The sequence below is a fragment of the Pelorhabdus rhamnosifermentans genome (genome assembly GCF_018835585.1).
Classification (GTDB): Bacteria; Bacillota; Negativicutes; order UMGS1260; family UMGS1260; genus Pelorhabdus; species Pelorhabdus rhamnosifermentans.
Map to the genome: position 1 here is coordinate 170,972 of NZ_JAHGVE010000006.1, position 19,599 is coordinate 190,570.

General features: G+C 41.8%; 19 protein-coding genes. 2 read left to right on the forward strand and 17 right to left on the reverse strand.

The window, feature by feature from the left end; all coding sequences use genetic code 11:
• Window positions 1-5: 5 nt before the first annotated feature.
• The 3 genes from Ga0466249_RS09355 to Ga0466249_RS09365 are packed head-to-tail and all read right to left on the reverse strand — an operon-like array spanning window position 6 to window position 680.
• The gene (locus Ga0466249_RS09355) at window positions 6-179 is read right to left on the reverse strand and encodes a manganese catalase family protein (protein WP_281422619.1); all 174 of its coding nucleotides are present in this window, start codon (window positions 177-179) and stop codon (window positions 6-8) included.
• 24 nt (window positions 180-203) lie between these two features.
• The gene (locus Ga0466249_RS09360) at window positions 204-455 is read right to left on the reverse strand and encodes a spore coat protein CotJB (protein ID WP_215829177.1); all 252 of its coding nucleotides are present in this window, start codon (window positions 453-455) and stop codon (window positions 204-206) included.
• A gap of 30 nt (window positions 456-485) precedes the next feature.
• On the reverse strand, window positions 486-680 hold the full coding sequence (locus Ga0466249_RS09365) for a spore coat associated protein CotJA (protein ID WP_312889742.1): 195 nt from the start codon (window positions 678-680) through the stop codon (window positions 486-488).
• A 184-nt stretch (window positions 681-864) separates the two neighbouring features.
• Between Ga0466249_RS09365 and Ga0466249_RS09370 the strand changes: the two genes are divergently transcribed.
• Window positions 865-2,421, forward strand: coding sequence for an ABC-F family ATP-binding cassette domain-containing protein (locus Ga0466249_RS09370; RefSeq protein WP_215829178.1), 1,557 nt, complete (start codon window positions 865-867; stop codon window positions 2,419-2,421).
• Window positions 2,422-2,476: 55 nt separating this feature from the next.
• Here Ga0466249_RS09370 and Ga0466249_RS09375 read toward each other — a convergent pair whose 3' ends face one another.
• The 6 genes from Ga0466249_RS09375 to Ga0466249_RS09400 form a co-directional block, all read right to left on the reverse strand.
• Entirely contained in the window at window positions 2,477-4,072 is a 1,596-nt protein-coding gene (locus tag Ga0466249_RS09375; RefSeq protein ID WP_215829179.1) for an ABC-F family ATP-binding cassette domain-containing protein, read from the reverse strand.
• Window positions 4,073-4,178: 106 nt separating this feature from the next.
• Window positions 4,179-5,594 carry a sodium:solute symporter family protein gene (locus tag Ga0466249_RS09380; RefSeq protein WP_215829180.1) on the reverse strand — a complete coding sequence of 472 codons (1,416 nt, stop codon included), beginning with the start codon at window positions 5,592-5,594 and terminating at the stop codon, window positions 4,179-4,181.
• Between the two features lie 20 nt (window positions 5,595-5,614).
• Entirely contained in the window at window positions 5,615-6,601 is a 987-nt protein-coding gene (locus Ga0466249_RS09385; RefSeq protein WP_246588592.1) for a beta-ketoacyl-ACP synthase III, read from the reverse strand.
• 91 nt (window positions 6,602-6,692) lie between these two features.
• Complete coding sequence (locus Ga0466249_RS09390; RefSeq protein ID WP_215829182.1) at window positions 6,693-7,907, reverse strand: metallophosphoesterase; 1,215 nt, start codon at window positions 7,905-7,907, stop codon at window positions 6,693-6,695.
• Window positions 7,908-7,910: 3 nt separating this feature from the next.
• Window positions 7,911-9,590 carry a glutamine--tRNA ligase/YqeY domain fusion protein gene (locus Ga0466249_RS09395; protein ID WP_215829183.1) on the reverse strand — a complete coding sequence of 560 codons (1,680 nt, stop codon included), beginning with the start codon at window positions 9,588-9,590 and terminating at the stop codon, window positions 7,911-7,913.
• 40 nt (window positions 9,591-9,630) lie between these two features.
• Window positions 9,631-10,044 (reverse strand): VOC family protein, encoded by a 414-nt coding sequence (locus Ga0466249_RS09400; RefSeq protein ID WP_215829184.1) that lies wholly within the window; start codon window positions 10,042-10,044, stop codon window positions 9,631-9,633.
• A 222-nt stretch (window positions 10,045-10,266) separates the two neighbouring features.
• Here Ga0466249_RS09400 and Ga0466249_RS09405 point away from each other — a divergent pair, with 222 nt between their 5' ends.
• Window positions 10,267-11,439 carry a M20 metallopeptidase family protein gene (locus Ga0466249_RS09405; protein WP_215829185.1) on the forward strand — a complete coding sequence of 391 codons (1,173 nt, stop codon included), beginning with the start codon at window positions 10,267-10,269 and terminating at the stop codon, window positions 11,437-11,439.
• Window positions 11,440-11,544: 105 nt separating this feature from the next.
• Here Ga0466249_RS09405 and Ga0466249_RS09410 read toward each other — a convergent pair whose 3' ends face one another.
• From Ga0466249_RS09410 to larAH10, 8 genes are all read right to left on the reverse strand, one after another.
• On the reverse strand, window positions 11,545-13,026 hold the full coding sequence (locus tag Ga0466249_RS09410; protein WP_215829186.1) for a sodium:solute symporter family protein: 1,482 nt from the start codon (window positions 13,024-13,026) through the stop codon (window positions 11,545-11,547).
• Window positions 13,027-13,056: 30 nt separating this feature from the next.
• The gene (locus tag Ga0466249_RS09415; RefSeq protein ID WP_215829187.1) at window positions 13,057-13,254 is read right to left on the reverse strand and encodes a DUF3311 domain-containing protein; all 198 of its coding nucleotides are present in this window, start codon (window positions 13,252-13,254) and stop codon (window positions 13,057-13,059) included.
• A gap of 138 nt (window positions 13,255-13,392) precedes the next feature.
• Window positions 13,393-14,151: a tRNA threonylcarbamoyladenosine dehydratase gene (locus Ga0466249_RS09420; RefSeq protein ID WP_215829188.1), complete on the reverse strand. Its 759-nt coding sequence runs from the start codon at window positions 14,149-14,151 to the stop codon at window positions 13,393-13,395.
• A 115-nt stretch (window positions 14,152-14,266) separates the two neighbouring features.
• Window positions 14,267-15,436: a pyridoxal phosphate-dependent aminotransferase gene (locus tag Ga0466249_RS09425; RefSeq protein ID WP_215829189.1), complete on the reverse strand. Its 1,170-nt coding sequence runs from the start codon at window positions 15,434-15,436 to the stop codon at window positions 14,267-14,269.
• 16 nt (window positions 15,437-15,452) lie between these two features.
• The gene (locus Ga0466249_RS09430) at window positions 15,453-16,238 is read right to left on the reverse strand and encodes an ABC transporter ATP-binding protein (RefSeq protein ID WP_215829190.1); all 786 of its coding nucleotides are present in this window, start codon (window positions 16,236-16,238) and stop codon (window positions 15,453-15,455) included.
• Window positions 16,238-17,041, reverse strand: coding sequence for an ABC transporter permease (locus Ga0466249_RS26570; protein ID WP_215829191.1), 804 nt, complete (start codon window positions 17,039-17,041; stop codon window positions 16,238-16,240). Before Ga0466249_RS26570 ends, Ga0466249_RS09430 begins: the two co-directional genes overlap by 1 nt.
• 92 nt (window positions 17,042-17,133) lie before the next feature.
• Window positions 17,134-18,144 (reverse strand): ABC transporter substrate-binding protein, encoded by a 1,011-nt coding sequence (locus Ga0466249_RS09440; protein WP_215829192.1) that lies wholly within the window; start codon window positions 18,142-18,144, stop codon window positions 17,134-17,136.
• 157 nt (window positions 18,145-18,301) lie between these two features.
• The gene (gene larAH10, locus Ga0466249_RS09445; RefSeq protein WP_215829193.1) at window positions 18,302-19,594 is read right to left on the reverse strand and encodes an NPN-dependent 2-hydroxyacid racemase, LarAH10 family; all 1,293 of its coding nucleotides are present in this window, start codon (window positions 19,592-19,594) and stop codon (window positions 18,302-18,304) included.
• Window positions 19,595-19,599 lie beyond the last annotated feature (5 nt).

Consider the following 19,599-nt stretch of genomic DNA (forward strand, 5'->3'; position numbering starts at 1 on the left):
TATGTTCACGCTGCTTTAGCCACTCCAGTAGGCATGGAATAACGCTGATTCAGATAACGAAGCGAAGCCCCAAGTTCTCCATCAGGTCCGCCGTATTGGGTAATCACAAGTTTGGCAAAACCAACATCCGGGCGGCAAACCCGGATAGGATGTTCCATTTTCTTTTCATAGACCCACATATCCATTCATCCTTTCATTAAAAATTACATTTGCCATGGCCAGGGACTATTCACCCAATCCCATTTTCCGTTTACACCATGATGACCAATCTCCATAATCGAACCAAACTCATCTTCATATTTAAGCTGATATTTTCTGAGTACGTCAACAGCACAATTATAATCATTCAGTGCATCAGAATCGCAAGGATGTGTATCCAAATAAAGTTGGAGTTCAATCGCTACAAACTCCATCTCGCAAATTTTTTTCATCAATGCACATTGTGCATTATCCATAAGCCTTTTCCACCTCCATAAAGATGATCTTTAATTGGGGATCTCATAAACACCATATAATTCGGGGAATAAAGTCCCCTTCATCAAAGCTTCAGCAGGACTAAAAGCTTTTTTGTAATATTGCCAAGGTGTATAAGAATGAGCTAATAACCGCACCTTACCTTGTAACGGGGGCTCACTAAATTCTTCATTCATGCAAAATTCTCCCATCCTCGTTTCAGCCACACAAATAACCTCCTTTGTTTACTAGCCTTACTCCTTGCTTTATTTTATGTGAAGGACGAAATAAGTGTCCCTGCGCAGACTATTTTCACATAATATTTTTCATTAAATGCATTGCTCTATGACCTTTTCTCCTGTATCATCTATTAGATGAGACCAATATTATAGAAATAGGAGTTACGATGATATGAGTATTTTAATTGTTGAAAATGTTACGCATGGCTTTGGCGCTCGGAAAATTTTAGAAGATGCCTCTTTTCGCTTGTTAAAAGGCGAACATGTTGGCCTCGTCGGTGCCAATGGTGAAGGAAAATCCACTTTCTTGAATATTGTTACAGGGCAGTTAACGCCTGACGAAGGAAAAGTAGAATGGTCCCGTAGGGTGACGGTGGGTTACCTTGATCAGCATACAGCCCTCACACCAGGAAAGACCATTCGCGACGTCTTGCGCGAAGCATTTCAAAGTATGTTTGACCTTGAAACAGAAATGCTTGCTCTTTACGATAAAATGGGCGATACCTCGCCAGAGGAACTGGAAAAAATGATGGAAGACGTCGGCGAGATTCAGAGTATTTTAGAACAAAATGGTTTTTACATTCTTGATACGAAAATTGAAGAAGTTGCTGGCGGACTGGGTTTAAGAGAAATCGGACTTGATAAAGATGTCAGTGACCTAAGCGGCGGACAACGCACGAAAGTTCTCCTAACAAAACTTTTATTGCAAAATCCCAGTATTCTTATATTGGACGAGCCGACAAATTATCTTGATGTCGAACACATTACCTGGCTCAAGCGTTATCTGCAAAATTATGAAAATAGCTTTATTCTTGTGTCTCATGACATTTCTTTCCTAAATGAAGTAGTCAATGTCATCTATCATGTTGAAAATACCGTTTTAACCCGTTATACCGGCAATTATGAACAATTTCAAGCCCTTCATGCCGTAAGAAAAGTTCAGGAACAAAAGGCTTACGAACGCCAACAACAAGAAGTGGACAAACTCGAAGACTTCATTTCCCGTAATAAAGCTCGCATTTCTACGACAGGCCGCGCAAAAAGTCGCCAGAAACAATTAGATAAAATGGAACTTATTGAAAAACCCCGTGAAAAACTAAAACCAACCTTTGGTTTTAGAGAGGCCCGCACACCCTCACGCATCATTATCGAAGCAACCAACCTTGTGCTAGGTTATAAAACACCGCTCACTAAACCTGTCAACATTCGCCTGGAGCGCGGTCAAAAAATAGCCATTCGCGGTGTCAATGGTCTGGGTAAAAGTACGCTACTCAAAACTCTGCTTGGCAACATTCCCGCTTTTTCCGGTAACATTGAACAAGGAGATTTTCTGTTCCCAGGTTATTTCGAACAGGAATCAAGTCGCGATAACCATAACACAGCCATTGAAGAAATTTGGCAGGAGTTCCCAGGATTGACGAATTACGAAGTACGCTCCGCCCTCGCCCGCTGCGGCCTGACAAATGAGCATATTTCCAGTCAGATGATGGTGTTAAGCGGGGGTGAAAGTGCCAAAGTACGTTTATGTAAACTCATGCTAAAAGAATTCAATTGGCTTGTACTTGACGAACCAACAAATCATCTTGATGTAGATGCCAAAGATGAACTAAAAAAAGCTCTCATAGATTTTAAAGGAACTATTTTGCTTGTTTCTCATGAACCAGAATTTTATGAAGACTGGGTAACCGATATTTGGAATGTCGAAAACTGGACTACAAAAATTGTATAAATACAAAACGAATTAAATTAAAAAAGCCGCGCCTGAAGGCGCGGCTCAATTATTTTTATGATTTTTTATTATCTTTTTCTGCAAGATATTCATCATAAGTCATGCGACGGTCAAACAAGCCGTCAGACGTAACTTCAATAATACGGTTGGCAATTGTTTCAACAAATTGATGGTCGTGGGAAGCAAATAACACCGTACCCTTGCAGTTAATCAGCCCGTTATTTAAGGCCGTAATGGATTCCAAATCCAGATGATTCGTTGGCTCATCCAAGAGTAACACATTAGCACCGCTCAACATCATCTTGGCAAACATACAGCGTACCTTTTCACCGCCTGATAAAACATTGGCCGATTTTTGGGTTTCTTCACCAGAAAAGAGCATACGTCCGAGAAAACCGCGAATAAAAGTTTCATCAGGATCACGTGAAAACTTACGTAACCAATCTACAAGATTTTCATCCGATTCAAAGTAGGCTGAGTTTTCTTTAGGAAAATAGGCTTGCGATGTCGTAACACCCCACTTAAATTCGCCTGAATCTGGTTCAAGTTCGCCCATAAGTACTTTGAAAAGGGCTGTTTTCGCCTGTTCATCAGGACCAACGAAAGCAATCTTGTCACCTTTTGTAACCATAAAACTGACATCCGTAAAAACAGGAAGTCCGTCAATCGTGAGGCTCAAATTCTCTACATTGAGCAATTGATCGCCCGCTTCGCGATCCGCCTTAAAATCAATGTAAGGATACTTACGCGTAGAAGGTTTAATATCGTCGAGCGTAATTTTTTCAAGCTGCTTTTTGCGTGATGTCGCCTGCTTAGCTTTCGATGCATTGGAACTAAACCGTTGAATAAAAGTTTGCAAATCTTTCATTTTATCTTCTTTTTTCTTATTGGCCTCTTTAGCTAATTTAAGTGCCAATTCACTGGATTCCTGCCAAAAGTCGTAATTGCCGACATAAAGAGTAATGTTATTAAAATCAACATCAGCAATATGCGTACACACTTGATTTAAAAAATGTCTATCATGGGAAACAACAATGACAGTATTCTTAAAATCAGCTAAAAAGTTCTCCAGCCAGTTAATAGATGCAATATCCAAATGATTTGTCGGCTCATCAAGTAAAAGGATATCCGGATTACCAAACAAAGCTTGTGCCAGCAGAACACGGACTTTTTCCTGTCCTGTAAGGTCAGCCATTTGTTTATTATGCAACTCTTCACTAATACCAAGACCATTTAGCAGCTGAGCCGCTTCTGTCTCAGCTTCCCAGCCGTTCATTTCAGCAAATTCGCCTTCTAGCTCGGCTACAAGCAAACCATCCGCATCAGAAAAATCCGGTTTAGCATATAAGGCATCTTTTTGTTCCATAATTTCATATAAACGGGCATGCCCCATAATGACGGTCTTGAGCACTTCGTATTCATCAAATTCGAAGTGATCTTGCTTAAGAACAGCCATCCGCTCACCTGGCGTGATGCATACTTCACCAGAAGTGGATTCAACCTCACCAGAGAGAATCTTAAGGAACGTTGATTTTCCAGCACCATTGGCACCAATTAACCCATAACAATTTCCTGGTGTAAATTTAATGTTGACATCTTCAAATAGAACGCGCTTGCCAAATCGCAAGGACAGGTTGTTTGTGCTAATCATACAATCTACCATCTTTCATACATATATTCATTTTACAGTAATATCTAACTATATCATATAACCAGAGCAAAGTCGAACAAAAGAAAAAGGAGTGGACATTTTCCACTCAATTTTTATCTGGCCGCCAGGCCATCATGACAATCATCACAAGAATGGATAAAACAATGCCTGTCGATTGGGCATTTAAAATTCCCCAACCCTTGCCAGCATTAAAAAATTGTAAAACACCTGTTAAAACAATCCCTGATAAAGCCGATGCAAAAGCAGCCGTTGTAGAAGGTCGCTTGGAAAATAAGCCAAACAATAGTGGCGCCGTGAGTGAGACAGACATGAGAGAGTAAAAAATAGATAGTGCTGTGATAATATCAGGAAGTAACAAGGCTAACAGTGCACCAATCAGTCCTGCCGCCGCTGTAACAACGCGACTGAGGGACAACAGACGTTTATCAGAGATCGCCGGATTAATAAAGGTTTTATAAATATCTTGTGTAAACGACGTCGTAATCATATAGAGTACAGCATCTGCAGCACTGACTTCGGCTGAAAAAATTGCCGCAAGCGCCACAGCAGACGCCCAAAAAGGCATACATTCCTTCATAATCATGGGCAGCGCCAATTCTCGTTCTGTAAGACCTGGAAAAGCGGCGAAGCCAATCATACCAAGCAGCGTCGGTACAATAGCAAAAAGCAACATCACTGTAGCACACAAAGCTGTTGCCAATCGAACAGTTTTCACGTCACGCGCGCCATAGACCTTACCTATCAGGGCGGGTGAAATAAAAAATGAGGGCGTTAACATTAATAAATAGCCGAGAATCATCGCAAATCCCATACCATCAAAGCGAAAATACGCCTCAGTCTGAGCGATATTCCCCAGATTCTGTGCCACTAGGGTATGCAGTCCATCCCATCCGCCGACAAAAGAAAAGGCAAAAGGCACGGCAAGAAAAAAGCCGCAAAACTTCACAACGATTTCAATAATATTTACATAAGCCGCAGAAAGTAAGCCGCCTACACCAAAATAGAGTACAACAACAATGGCGCCAATAAGGACGCCAACAAACTTTGTTGTACCTGCAACAGCCGTCATAATCCAAGCAATGCCCATTAATTGACCGGCAAAAATGGCAATCGTCCCTACTGCCATCAAAACAGAAATAAGACCTCGAAAATATTTATGATAGCGATAATCCAGATAATCGCCTAAAGTATATAAGTTATGTTCTTTGGCAATGCGCCAAATGGCTGGAGCTACAAAAAAGGCTAAAATATACGTACCAATTGCTGAAGCGACAATCCACCACACTGCTGAAATACCAAATTTATAACCCAGTCCAGCATTTCCCACAGTTGAACCTGCGCCAATATTCGGCGCAATGAGGGTCGTAAAAAGCAAAGCAGGTCCAAGCTTGCGACCTGCCACAAAAAAATCAGCCACGCCTTTTACGTATTTTCGAATAAAGAAACCAATCATAATTAAAAACAGGGCGTAAAGAAGGATAACCCAGACATAGCCATTCATTTTCTAACCTCCTTTTCGCCCTAGTACCTTACAAGCAAAGAACCCCACACAAGACCACCGCCAAAAGAGGTCATCAATACGAGATCACCGCGCTGAATTCTCCCCGCTTTGACAGCCGTATCCAGAGCGATAGGAATGGTTGCTGAAGAATTATTGGCAAACTCTTTCACAGTAACAATCAGTTTTTCATCAGGCACTTTCAGGTTCCGCGCCACAGCGTCAATAATCCGTTTATTCGCCTGATGGGGTACAACCCACTTGATTTGCTCGGCATTATATCCCGTCTGCTCAAGAAGTTTGCGTACACTATCTGTCATAGCGTGAACAGCCAATTTAAAGATCTTATTGCCATTCATAACAATTTTCGGTTTATTTTCCGGTTTTGTTGTATCAGGATAACGACTGCCACCGCCAGGAACATAAAGGAGGTCAAAATGTTCACCATTAGCTCCAATATCGGAACCAATAATCCCGTGAATGTCGTCATTTAACTGCTCTTGTGCTGATAATACAGCAGCACCCGCTCCATCAGAAAAAATAATACAAGTGGTCCGATCGGTATAATCCGTAATGCGAGAAAGCGTTTCGGCTCCAACGACAAGAACATGCTGATGCTTGCCAGCCTTAATATACTGCTCTGCAATTTGTGCGGCTGTAATAAAGCCTACACAGGTTGCACTGACATCAAAAGCTCCGGCTTTGGTACAGCCCAAACGCTGCTGCAATAAGCAGGCCACAGAAGGAAAGGGAAAATCACCGCTCACTGTTGCCACGATGATAAGGTCAATTTCTTCCGGTGTAACGCCTGCACTAGCAAGAGCCTGCTGCGCCGCCAAATAAGCCAAGTCAGATGTGGCCTGTTCTTCTGCTGCCATGGGCCGCTCTGCAATACCTGTTCGCTCTAAAATCCATTCATCCGTCGTCTCCACGAGTTTTTCCAAATCAGCATTTGTTAACCTTTTTTCTGGAAGATAGCTTCCTGTTCCTTGAATCACAGCTTGAATCATACCATTCTCCTTTGTACTCATAGTATGTTTTACTAATTTTCCATTAAACAAGTTTCCTAGACAAACAATAAATGACAAGATAAGCCTTACTTTAGGCAGGTAGCAAGGTAAAAAAAACAACTTCTGCTGGGCAACCTAGTCGAAAAGGCAACCACTGACCAGCGCCTGTGCTGACATAACCATAACAGCCCTGTTCCTGATACATGCCGCGCATATATTTATACTGAACGGGAAGTAAAGAATGTCCAAACAAAGCAACCTGCCCGCCATGAGTATGACCTGATAAGGTCAGCGGGATACGCGCCTGAAAAGCTTCAGTAAGAAAATCGGGATGATGGGCAAGCAAAATGCTAAAAGCCTCTTTAGGCACATTTTCTCTCGCGCGGGCTAAAGCAGCCTGAATGACTTGCTGCTGTTCTCCTTTATTTTTACTCCAAGGATAATCCACGCCAAGTAAATAGACGGGCCGCTTCCCTGAAAAAAGCAGTTGACTGCTATTATCAAGGAGTGTCACTGCACTATCTTTAAAAGCTGCTGCAATGCGTGGCTTATTACGAAAATATTCATGATTCCCCCAACAAAAGTAAATACCATAGGGAATAAATTCGCTCAAAGCCTCCAGTTTGATCATCATTTTTTCAAGATAGCCTAGATCATCAATAAGATCCCCTGTAATGACTAATAGCTGTGGTTTTTCTTGACGAACAAGCCCAAAGGCTTCATCAAGCTTATCCAGCATGAAAAACGGCCCCAGATGGGCGTCACTAATTTGGGCAATCTTAAAATGGTGAAGCGACTCAGGCAAGTTAGGAAAAGGCACATTATAACGAGCCAAGGTAAGTTCCTGACTTTCCTGATAAACCCCTTCAGCACTCAATCCAAAAGCAACAACAGGCAAGGCTCCTGCCGTTATTTTAAAAAAATTTCGACGTGATAAACCTGTCTTAGCCTCACTGCTCGGGGACGAAAGAAGTCGCTGGCACTTTCCAATTAGAAATGACATTAAAAACGACAGGATAAGTAGTAGCAGCAAAAAGATTTGTCCAATCGCCCAGACATAGGATAGATTAACAAAAAAGTGAAAAGTTTCTGACCACTCACTACCGACTGACCGAAACAGCCGACTATATAACAACAGCCCCGTACTACTCAGCGAGAAAAGCCAAAAAACAAAACGGAACATGCCAAAATGCTCGGGAAAATGACGACGACAAAGAATATCATTCACCCAAGTCACACCGAGTGGTAACAACAAGAGAAGAATAAAGAAAAACGTCGGCGCACTATGAACAACATCGCTTGCCATTATTTAAGCTTTCTGCAGCTTGGCCCACGTATCGCGCAGCGACACAATGCGATTAAATACAAGCTTACCTGGCTTAGAATCTACCGTATCCACACAAAAATATCCTTGACGCAAAAATTGATAACGGCTGCCCAGTTCGGCATTCGCTAGACTCGGCTCCACAATGCAGTTCGTAAGACATTCCAGTGAATGAGGATTGAGCCCAGCCTTAAAGTCGTCCTCATCGGCAGCATTTTCGTCATTCAACAAATAATCATATAAGCGAACTTCCGCTGCTACTGCCCCTGCGTCTGCAACCCAGTGAAGTGTGCCTTTTACTTTGCGACCTGCTGTCGCCCCACCGCTTTTGCTATCCGGGTCATAAGTACAATGAAGTTCGACAATTTCACCTGTTGCTTCGTCTTTAATAACCTCTACACATTGAATAATATAGGCATATTTTAAACGTACTTCCCTGCCTGGTGCTAAACGGAAGAATTTTTTTGGCGGCTCTTCCCGAAAATCTTCTTGATCAATATAAATGACTTTAGCAAATGGAATAGTCCGTGTCCCCATCTCAGGATTTTCCGGATTATTTTCCGCGGCAAGCTGTTCAATCTGACCTTCCGGATAATTGTCAATCACTACCTTGAGCGGTCTAAGCACAGCCATGGCCCGTGCCGCCTTGCTGTTCAAATCTTCGCGAACGCAATGTTCCAACATGCCCACATCTACTAAGCTATTGCTTTTGGCAACTCCAATGCGTTCACAAAAATCGCGAATGGATTCAGGTGTATAACCACGCCTTCTGAGACCGGAAATAGTAGGCATGCGGGGATCATCCCAACCGCTTACAAGATTTTCTTCCACAAGTTGCCGCAATTTGCGCTTGCTCATGACGGTATGCGTCAGATTTAGTCTGGCAAATTCAATCTGTCTGGGGCGGCACTCCGTGGCAAGCGTCTCAATAAGCCAGTCGTAAAGCGGACGGTGATCTTCAAATTCCAGCGTACAAATGGAATGCGTAATCCCTTCAAAAGCATCAGAGAGGGGATGAGCAAAATCGTACATTGGATAAATACACCATTTATCTCCTGTACGATGATGATGGGCATGCAAAATCCGATAAATGGCGGGATCGCGCAAATTCAGATTTGATGACGACATATCAATCTTAGCCCTAAGTACACGTGAACCATCAGCAAACTCTCCGGCCTTCATACGTGCAAAAAGATCAAGATTTTCCTCAATACTGCGATTACGATAGGGACTATCCTTACCAGGCTCCGTTAAAGTCCCGCGATACTGACGCATTTCATCGGCTGATAAATCACAGACGTAGGCTTTGCCCTTTTTAATCAGCGTTACTGCACAATCAAATAATTTATCAAAGTAATTGGAAGCATAAAATTTGCGATCGTCCCAATCAAATCCAAGCCAATGAACATCCTCCTGAATGGAATCAACATATTCCACATCTTCCTTACTTGGATTAGTATCATCAAAACGCAGATTACACAAACCCTGATTGTCCCGTGCCAAACCAAAATTTAGACAAATTGATTTCGCATGACCAATATGTAAATAGCCGTTCGGTTCAGGCGGAAACCGCGTATGAACAGAACTTGCATTTCCATTATTTTTTAAATCGTCCGTAATAATACTTTGGATGAAATTGGTTGATAAAGCAGGATTGTTTGTCATAATACACATTGCCCCTTATAAATATTTCACTTATTATTGCTTAATATTGTTTAAAAGAATCATAAATTGCCTTATATTCGGGTGTCGGCGGAATGACTGTATAGATATAAAGATGAACACCATTGGGATCATCGACCACAAAGCTTCTTTCTCCCCATGGCTTATCTTGTATCTTTTGATAAATGGGAAGTCCCTCCTTTTCCAAACGCTCACATTCAGCATCCACGTCTTCCACTTCAAAAGACAGAACAAGACCCTGACCATTAAAATACATGCCTTCTTCGCGTTCCGGCAAAGTAAAGCTAATGCCAACGGATGGCAACTTAGCCGCCACTAATTCAATATACCAATCACTTTCATAAACTAACTTAAAGTCAAAGTGCTTAATATAAAATTCCTTCGACTCTTGCAACTTATCCGTACTGATCGTCGTATCTACACGCTTCAATTTCATTTGTAACCCTCCTAAAAACAATGGTTCCGTTTCATGTTTCATTTTTTCCATACAATTTTATTCTGTAGAAACAATCCTTTTCCCTGCCTGCGAAGTGGATAAATGCCAATTTATAGGCAGGAAAAAAGATTCCTATCTAGTATTGTAATAACAAGACAGACCTGTCAAGGCTAGCAACATAAATAAACATACTGTTGATTATCAACTACGGAGGTTAATTTTATGGATTTATTACATGATTTAGTAATCAAACATCAGCAAGAAGTCATTGATCTACGCCGCTATTTCCATACTTACCCTGAGGTAAGTAAAAAAGAATTTAACACGCAAAGAAAAATCATGGAATTTTTAACTGCCTTAAGCTTAAGTCCCAAAGCCATTGCAAATACAGGCGTCATGGCCGAATTAGAAGGCGCCCAACCAGGAAAACGCATTGCCATCCGCGCTGATATTGATGCATTAGAATTGCAAGATGAATGCGGGAAACCCTATCAATCTGTTAATCAGGGTGTCTGCCATGCCTGCGGGCATGATGGTCATATTTCCATGCTCCTGGGCGTAGCGAAAGTCCTTACTGACTATCGTGAGCATCTAGCAGGGTCCATCCGCTTTCTCTTTCAGCCAACAGAAGAACGTTTTCCTGGCGGCGCATTAAGCATGATTGAAGACGGTGCTTTAGATGGAGTTGATTCCATCCTAGGCGCCCACTTATGGCAGCCGGTTCCAGTAGGTACCATTGGAATTAAATCCGGACGATTCATGGCTTCACCTGATGAATTCTCTATTGTTATTCAAGGGCGGGGTGGCCATGGTTCCATGCCCCACCAAACAGTCGATGCCCTGCTTACAGCTTCACAAATAGCGGTTGCTTTAAATACAGTTATTAGTCGCAACATAGACCCCCTAGAACAAGCTGTGCTGTCTATTGGTTACTTACATAGTGGTGATACATTTAATATTATTCCTGATTCGGCCATTCTCAAAGGAACGGTGCGTTCTTTTGAAGAAAGTGTTCGGCAGCTTATTTTTGAGCGCATTGAAACCATTACTAAGGGTATCTGCGAAGCGGCAGGCGCCACCTATAAATTTGATAAAATTTTCGGTTTTCCCCCGGTTATTAATGAGCCGAACTGCACAGATGCCGTCATGAGAGCTGTAAAAGAATCGCTTGGTGAAGACAAAATTTTTGTCGTTAATCCCAGTATGGGCGGCGAAGATTTTTCTTATTATCTTGAAAAAGTTCCGGGTGCTTTCATGTTCGTTGGTGTTGGCAATGATACCAAGGGCATTATCTATCCTCAACATCATCCCAAATATGATATTGACGAAGATGCCTTAGCTTATGGCACGGAAGTCATGGCCCGCGCAGCTGTTCACTTAGCTGCAACAAAATAATCCATTCACCCTAATTATACTAGGATACACAAAAAAGTTCTTGACTATTCCTTATGGAACAGTCAAGAACTTTTTTAATAAACGATTACAAGGTAATTGTTTTCCTTATAAATCCCGTGCTTTAGCACTTACGGGATGTTCAGCTGAACAAGTTGCCAAAGAAACAGCAACATAAGTAATAAGATTGAAAAACAAGGCTACAAAACCAGCATTTAAATTCATTCCGCCCACAGCCAAAGGATCCAGTTTTCCTAAGATTAGACCAAACACAAGAATTTCGCCCACAATAAGTCCGCTATAGGCACCAATGCGAGTTGCTTTTTTCCAAAATAATCCTAAAACAATCATCGGGAAAAATTGCGTCACACCAGAATAACCAGTAAGAAGCAAATTGACCAGCATATTCGGCAGGAAAATAGCCAAACTGAGGGCAATGGCCGTAAGAGCCAGCACAACAAATCGCGCCATACGTCCCTGTTCATGAGCAGTGAGCTCTTTACCCAAAGTCCGCCCGTAGACATTCCGTGTAAACAACATGGATGTAGAAAGCAGTAAATCCCCGGCAGGAATCATACAAGCCAAAGCACCTGCACCACCGACTAAGCCTAACACCCAGCCTGGAAAAAGCTGCTGAACGATAACCATAAAGGCCATATCCGGTGTTTTGAGTGGTGTAGCCAATACTAAAAGTGCTGTAAATCCAACAAGCATCGGAAATAGCAAACAGATTTGATAGAGAGGAAGATAAACAGCATTATGCCGCAATACTTCGGGATTTTTCGCGCTAAAACTGTTCGTTGCAAAATGGGGCCACATATAGAACCCAAGACTTGTCACGACAAGCGTGGACATAACCCAGGACACATCGAGATTCTTTGTGCCCCCTGGTAAGGATAGGAACCCAGGCTTGGCGGCATCAAGAGCCTCAAACATACCTCCAATACTGCCAAAATAATGGGTAGGCAAATAAATACCAAAAAACATAATAGCAACAATCATAATGACATCTTTCACGACTGCTGTTGTTGCCACACCTTTCAGACCACTTAAATAAACAAAAGCAGCAACCATCGTGAAAGCAATGAGCATGGCCGGAACGCGGGTAATTTGTCCATAAGAACAAGTCTCAATAATTAAGCCAAGCCCAGTAAGCTGAAGTTGAAGATAAGGAAGCAAAAAGGCAATACCAATGACTGCCGTTAAAATACCCAATGTTTTACTACTATATAAGTGCTCAATTAAATCCGGCTGAGTCATCAGATTGTACTTACGCCCAACAGGCGACATGGCTGGCAAAATATAATAACCAACTAAATAAGCAAGAGCACCATAACCTAAAATATAAAAAGTTGGACCGCCACGCGCATAGGCCCAACCGCTGGCACCGAGAAAAGCGAACGCTGTATAAATCTCACCAGCTAAAATAAACCAATTGAGCCAACGTCCAAAATTTCGGCCGCCAACAGCCCAGTCTTCTAATTTCATCCCGCCTTTGGTACTATCTCTCATACCCGGAATCATGCCAAGAATGGTCACACTTATAACAAACAAAAAAATAATGAGCAGGGCTGATGTTTGATCCGACATAACAAATCACCTCGTTATTTTTTTATGGAGCTATCCTGCTCTATTTTTTTTACTATCAATATAATACAAGCCGTGAATACAAAGAAAACAAACAAAAATTCCCGCGATCATCCAAAAAGCAAAAAAAGGTACACCAAGAACAAGCGGTTTTACCTGATTAACAAAAGGAACCATTCCAATCGTCCATATAAAGGGAATGGCCGTTAAAATAATTTTTGCCAACATCATTGCACCTCCTTCTGTGTAATGGATTTATAGCTACCACCTACTATTTCCGTCTATTTTATTACATTATTACATTCCAAGCAAGTTATTTTATAAAAACGTATGTTATCACAACGAATTTTTTTCTCTGTATAATAAACATTAACGATTATATACAATATCTTTTACAACTTCACCCGCCATAATCAGCCCTACAACAGAGGGAACAAACGCAATACTGCCAGGAATTTGATTACGCGCCGTACATTTTCGTGTGGTACCGGCAGGACAAATACATCCTGTCGCACAACTGGAGTTTTCCGTTACGATCGGTTCCAGAGGCTGTTCCTTAGAATAAACTACTTTAAGAGCCGGAATGCCGCGTTTTCTTAGTTCCTTGCGCATGACTTTCGCTAAAGGACACACAGATGTACCATAAATATCGGCTACTTCAAATCGGGTAGGATCTAATTTGTTGCCTGCCCCCATGCTGCTAATGATGGGGATATGTCTCTCATAGGCCTGCATCACAAGGTCAATTTTTGCTGTTACTGTGTCAATGGCATCAACAATATAGTCATAATCATTTGCAATCAATTCATTTGCCTGTTCAGGCAAATAGAAGGTCTGAAAAGTTTTTACATCGGCCTCAGGATTAATGTCTAAGATACGTTCACGCATCATATCCACCTTGAACTTGCCAACAGTCTTCGTTGTAGCGTGAATCTGCCGATTAATATTGGTAAGGCAAATCCGGTCATCATCAATAAGCACGATATGACCAACACCACTGCGGGCCAAGCCTTCCGCAGCATAGGTACCCACGCCGCCAATCCCAAATACAGCCACTTTCGCCTGAGCCAATTTTTGTAAGCCTTCCGTACCAATCAATAATTCTGTCCGCGAAAATTTATGTAACATGTTCTCACCTTTTTTTAGTTTTTATTCACTTTACCAAAATCGAGTGTTTCAGTCAATATAAAGAGAGCCTATTACTAGGCTCTCCCATGCTTGGTCTTTAAAATCAAAACCAACTCTATTTTGCAAGTGTTTTTAAGGCTTTTTCTACAGCATACAAGGTTTCCCACTTTTTACAGAAACAAAATCTTACTTGATGATTGCCTTTTTGTTTATCTGAATAAAAGGACGATCCTGGAACAGTGGCTACTTTGGTTAGTTCCAACAGCTTCCGGCTAAAAGACGTATCATCTGTCATGCCTAAACGATCCATCAAATTCGTTGCATCAGCCAGAATATAATAAGCACCCTGAGGCATTTTACATTCAAACCCCGCCTGATGCAAAGCATCATACATAAAATGTCCCGCCTTTTGATAATGTTCCTGTACCGAATCATAATAGACTTCATCAAATTGAAGTGCTTCTGCTGCAGCATGCTGAAAAGGTGTAGGCGCACCGACTGTAAAAAAGTCATGGACTTTACGAATACGCTGCGTAATTTTTTCCGGAGCAATAGCCCAGCCGACACGCCAGCCTGTCACCGAATAGGTCTTAGAAATCGAATTGATTGTAACGGTACGTTCAGCCATGCCCGGCAGCGATGCCAGTGACACATGCTTGGTGCCATCATATAGGATATGCTCGTAAATTTCATCTGTTACAGCATAAGTGTCCCATTTGACGCACAAAGCAGCAATCTCAGCCAGTTCGTCCCGCGTAAAGACCTTTCCTGTCGGGTTATTAGGTGTATTAATAATAATCGCTTTCGTTTTTTCATTAAAAGCCGCCGCAAGATCAGCGAAATCATAATGCCAATCAGGTGCATGCAGTGTCACATAATGAGGTACTGCGCCTGACAAAATGGAATCAGGACCGTAATTTTCATAAAACGGTTCAAAAATAATAATTTCATCGCCTGGATTAATGAGCGACTTAAGCGTTGCAATCATGGCTTCTGTAGCGCCGCATGTGACTGTAATATCTGTCACAGGATCACAGTCAATCTTGTTATATTCATAAGCCTTACGGCTAATCGCCTCGCGCAAGACAGGTTCGCCAAATGTAACAGGATATTGATTGTAACCAGCTGTGACAGCACGGTTGGCTGCTTCTTGAATGGCCTTAGGAATTTCAAAATCAGGAAACCCCTGAGATAAATTATAGCCACCTACTTTATCACAAATCCGCGTCATTTCGCGAATAACGGACTCTGAAAAAAGTTCGGTAACATTTGATAATTTTTTCATCGTATTTCTCCTTCAATTAGATGTTTACAGCATTAGCTGCTTTCCAAGCTTCTTCACGTATCAGTGCCAATACGTCTTTTTTTATATCAAGAAATTTTTCCGAAACTTTTAAATCATACGTCCGTTTGGGCGGCAAATCAACGGAAATACGGGCTTTGATTTTTCCGGGCCGAGCAGTCATAACATAAATGGTATCGCCAATAAAAACGGCTTCCTCTACATCATGGGTCACAAAAATAATGGTCTTATGCGATTCATCCCATACATCAAGCAGTAATTCCTGCATAACTGTTCGGGTCTGAGCATCAAGGGCGCCAAAAGGTTCATCCATAAGCAATACTTTCGGATCATTGGCAAGAGCCCGTGCAATGGCGACTCGCTGTTTCATCCCACCTGACAGTTCACTGGGATAGGCCTGTTCAAATCCTTTTAAGCCAATCTTTTCAATATAGTGCTGTGAGACATCGTGACGATCTTTTTTTGACCGCCCAGCAACATCTAAACCGAATTCAATATTCTGTCTGACCGTAAGCCATGGAAAAAGCGTATAGGTCTGAAAAACCATGCCTCGATCACGGTTCGGCCCTTCTACTTCTTGTCCATCAAGCAAAACACGCCCTGATGAAGGTTCCTCGAGGCCGGCAACAATTTTGAGCAATGTTGATTTTCCACAGCCTGACGGTCCAAGTAAAGTCACAAATTCACTCGGTTTTACAGTAAAACTCGTATTTTGCAGCGCCGTCACCTGGCGCTTTTTATCGGCATAAATTTTGCTTACTCCCTCAATGATTAATTTATCCATCAGCGACCTCCCCTTTTCCCCATCCAGGGAAACATCCGGGCATACCAAAACTTGAACACCAGATCAATAATAATTCCAATCACACCAATGACGATAATCCCAACAATAATATGAGATGTTTTCAAAAAACGCTGCGACTGCATAATCATATAGCCAAGACCCGAGCCAGCCGCAACAATTTCAGCCACAACCAAATAAGTCCAGGCCCAACCAAAAGCAATGCGTAGACTATCTACAATACCAGGCAAACTGGCCGGTAAAATAACCCGCCGGAATACACCCAGCCGTGATACACCAAGCGTATAGGCTGTATCAATTAAATCATGGGCAACATTTTTAGTAACATCCATAATCATGAGGGTCAGCGGAAAAAATGTACCAAATAGGATGACTGCAATTTTCTCACTTTCACCTATTCCTAACCACAAGATAAAGAGCGGAATAAATGCAGACGCAGGCATGTAACGAATAAAGCTCATAATAGGTTCAGCATAAGCTTCACATATTTTTAAACTCCCCATTAAAATACCTAACGGCACAGCTACAAGAGCCGCAATCAAAAATCCCGTTGTCACACGGAAAACGCTGGCCCAAACATCTTGCAGCAAGCCAAAATTCGTAAATAGCAACCATCCATCGCGAACGGTCTTATCAGGCGTAGGCAAAAAAAGCTGCGAAATCCATTCAGTATATGTGAGCAGCGACCAAACGGCAATCAGCACCGCAAAAGCCAAAATTGATAAGGTCCAATGTAGTCCCTTGGGAATTTCCGCTTTGGGCGTTAAAAATTTGTATTTTACCACAATAACACCATCCAACTTTAAAAATCTGTAAAGAGAGACTGTATAAGAAGCCTACGCTTCTTTACAGCCTCTCTTTACGACTTATGACTTCATCATTTTTTTAATTTCGTCATAAAAGAGTCATCAATACTTTTGGTAAGATCGGGAGCCTGCGATAACAATTTCAGGTTCACGTAAAAGATTCCGGCTTTTTTACCAATATCATAAATAGGACCGGGCTGATCTTTCGTACCGAAGAATTCTAAGTTGCCAGCTAAATCATAAAACTTAATTGTTTTAATATCAGATGAAATTTCTTCCGGTTTCATTTTAAAAGCATCAGCTAAAATTTTATTAGATTCTTCAGGGTTTTTATTCATATAATCCGTAGCTTCAGCAAGAACTGCAATAATAGCTTGCACTGTTTCAGGATTATCTTTTACAAAATCCTCACGAAAAGCTAAGACATCCGCAATCAGTCCGGGTGTATCTTTCGTTGTTGATAAAACGATGTCCCCGGCAGCGCTGGCTTTACTCAAATAAGGTTCCCACGTTACAGCGGCATCCACTTTACCAGCCATAAATGCCGATGCTGCTTCACTCGCTTTCATATCAATGGCTTTCACATCGTTATCACTGAGGCCTTCTTTTTCTAATATGTTCGATAGGAAAAAGTGTGATGTCGACCCTTTATGAAAAGCAATTTCTTTTCCTTTTAAATCAGCAACTTTTTCAATTCCCTTACCTTTTTTTACAATGAGTCCATCGGCACCATTCGAAGAATCAAAGGCCCAGAGTAGTTTCATTGGCACCCCTTCGCCAATGGCCGAAACGGAAACATCCATAGAAGTTGCCATAGCCTGAATTTTGTCAGCCACAAATGCCTGTTTACGGTCACCGACGCCTTCAATGGATTGCAATTCCACATCTATGCCCTTATTCTTAAACATTCCTTTTTCTTTCGCAATAAATAATGCACCATAGCCTGTCCACGGCGTGTAAGCAATGACAAGCGACTTTTTCTCAGCCTTGGGCTGTGACGAATTGGAAGTACTCGAACCACACCCTGCGGCACTGACAGCAAACATGGCAATAAGCAAGCATGCCAAGATTCTTTTATGCATAATTATCCTCCTGTTCATACACAAATATAAATTTCTCTACATCAATAATTATTATATATTCAGTAGAGCACGCAAAATCCCTGCTAAAATACCGCTTTTTTTAATAAAAATCGACTTTCTTTTTTTACTTTATCATAATAAAATATGCATTAAAAATTCATTTTACAATAGGAAAAACAATACCGCCATGAGGAATAACCGTTACACTCGGCAGTTTCTTACCAACAATTTTGTTCGCCAAAACAAAAGCTTCCGTCATATTTTCCGCCGCTATCATGCCCATTTTCTCAATAAACGCCCGATTTTCCCGTAAAGTAACGACAATAACTTTCATTTTCTTAGCAATCAGCCCCATTTTTAGTGCCACAAATCCCGGTACAGTAAAGGCTTTACGCAGCTCTGCCTCGCATTCAATAAGGGAAGAGTAATCAAACCACTGACTAAAATCCGGTGGATCACCAATTTCACGACATTCCATAAGCGTAATCAAGACACCCTCGTCTTTGACAGCCTCATAGGCATTTTCAATAGCCTTTGAAGCTTGATAAAAATTAATATCCTTGGGAAAACCGCCTGATGACGTGACAACAATGTCTGCCTTCCCCGAAATGGGAATACCATAAAGTTCTTCCACTGTCTTACACCCGCTTAGCCAAGCGTCATACCAATGACCTGCCACGAAACGGCAAAATTCCCCTTTCGACGTATAAACGGCGTTCAACAAAAAATCGGGATGTAGCCTCTCCGCCATTTCCAGCATGTCTTGATGCATCTCATTATGTTCTAAGCTTCCTGCATAACAATAAGGATTTAAGCCCTGACCTTCAATCTTATTTAAGCAAAACCGATGATTCCCTTGAATAGTGTCATAGGCCGCAATACCCGGCAAAACAGACTTACGCCCGCCACCAAATCCAGCCATGGAATGATAAATAATCCCACCCGTTAGAATAACTTTGTCTGCTTCAACTACCTTACGATTAAGGCGCACATTGACACCGCGCGTCGTATTGCCGACAGACACGAAGTCTTCATCATTTAAGGCATAACTTTGTTTAATAACAATTCTATCCACGATTCCTTTGCCGTAGATTTCAGCATTTTCTTGGTCCGTATGCGGACGATGGGCACCAAGGGCAACAATCAAGGTTATATCCTGATCTGCTATACCCGCTGCATTGAGCTCGGCAATGAGAGTCGGCAAAATTAAATCATATCGAATCCATTGCCGCGTAATATCCGAGACAACAATAACCACATGGTCACCAGACTTTACAACATTGGACAGTGGCGGTGAACCAATCGGCTTCGCCAAAGCCTGATGAATGGCTCCCGGAACATCAAAAATCGGAGAAATCTCTTTTCCCTCAACAATATCAAGCATTTGTTCTTCAGGAATAGCAAATGTAACCTGCTCTTCACCAAAAGCAAGTGAAAAATTTTTATCCATGATTT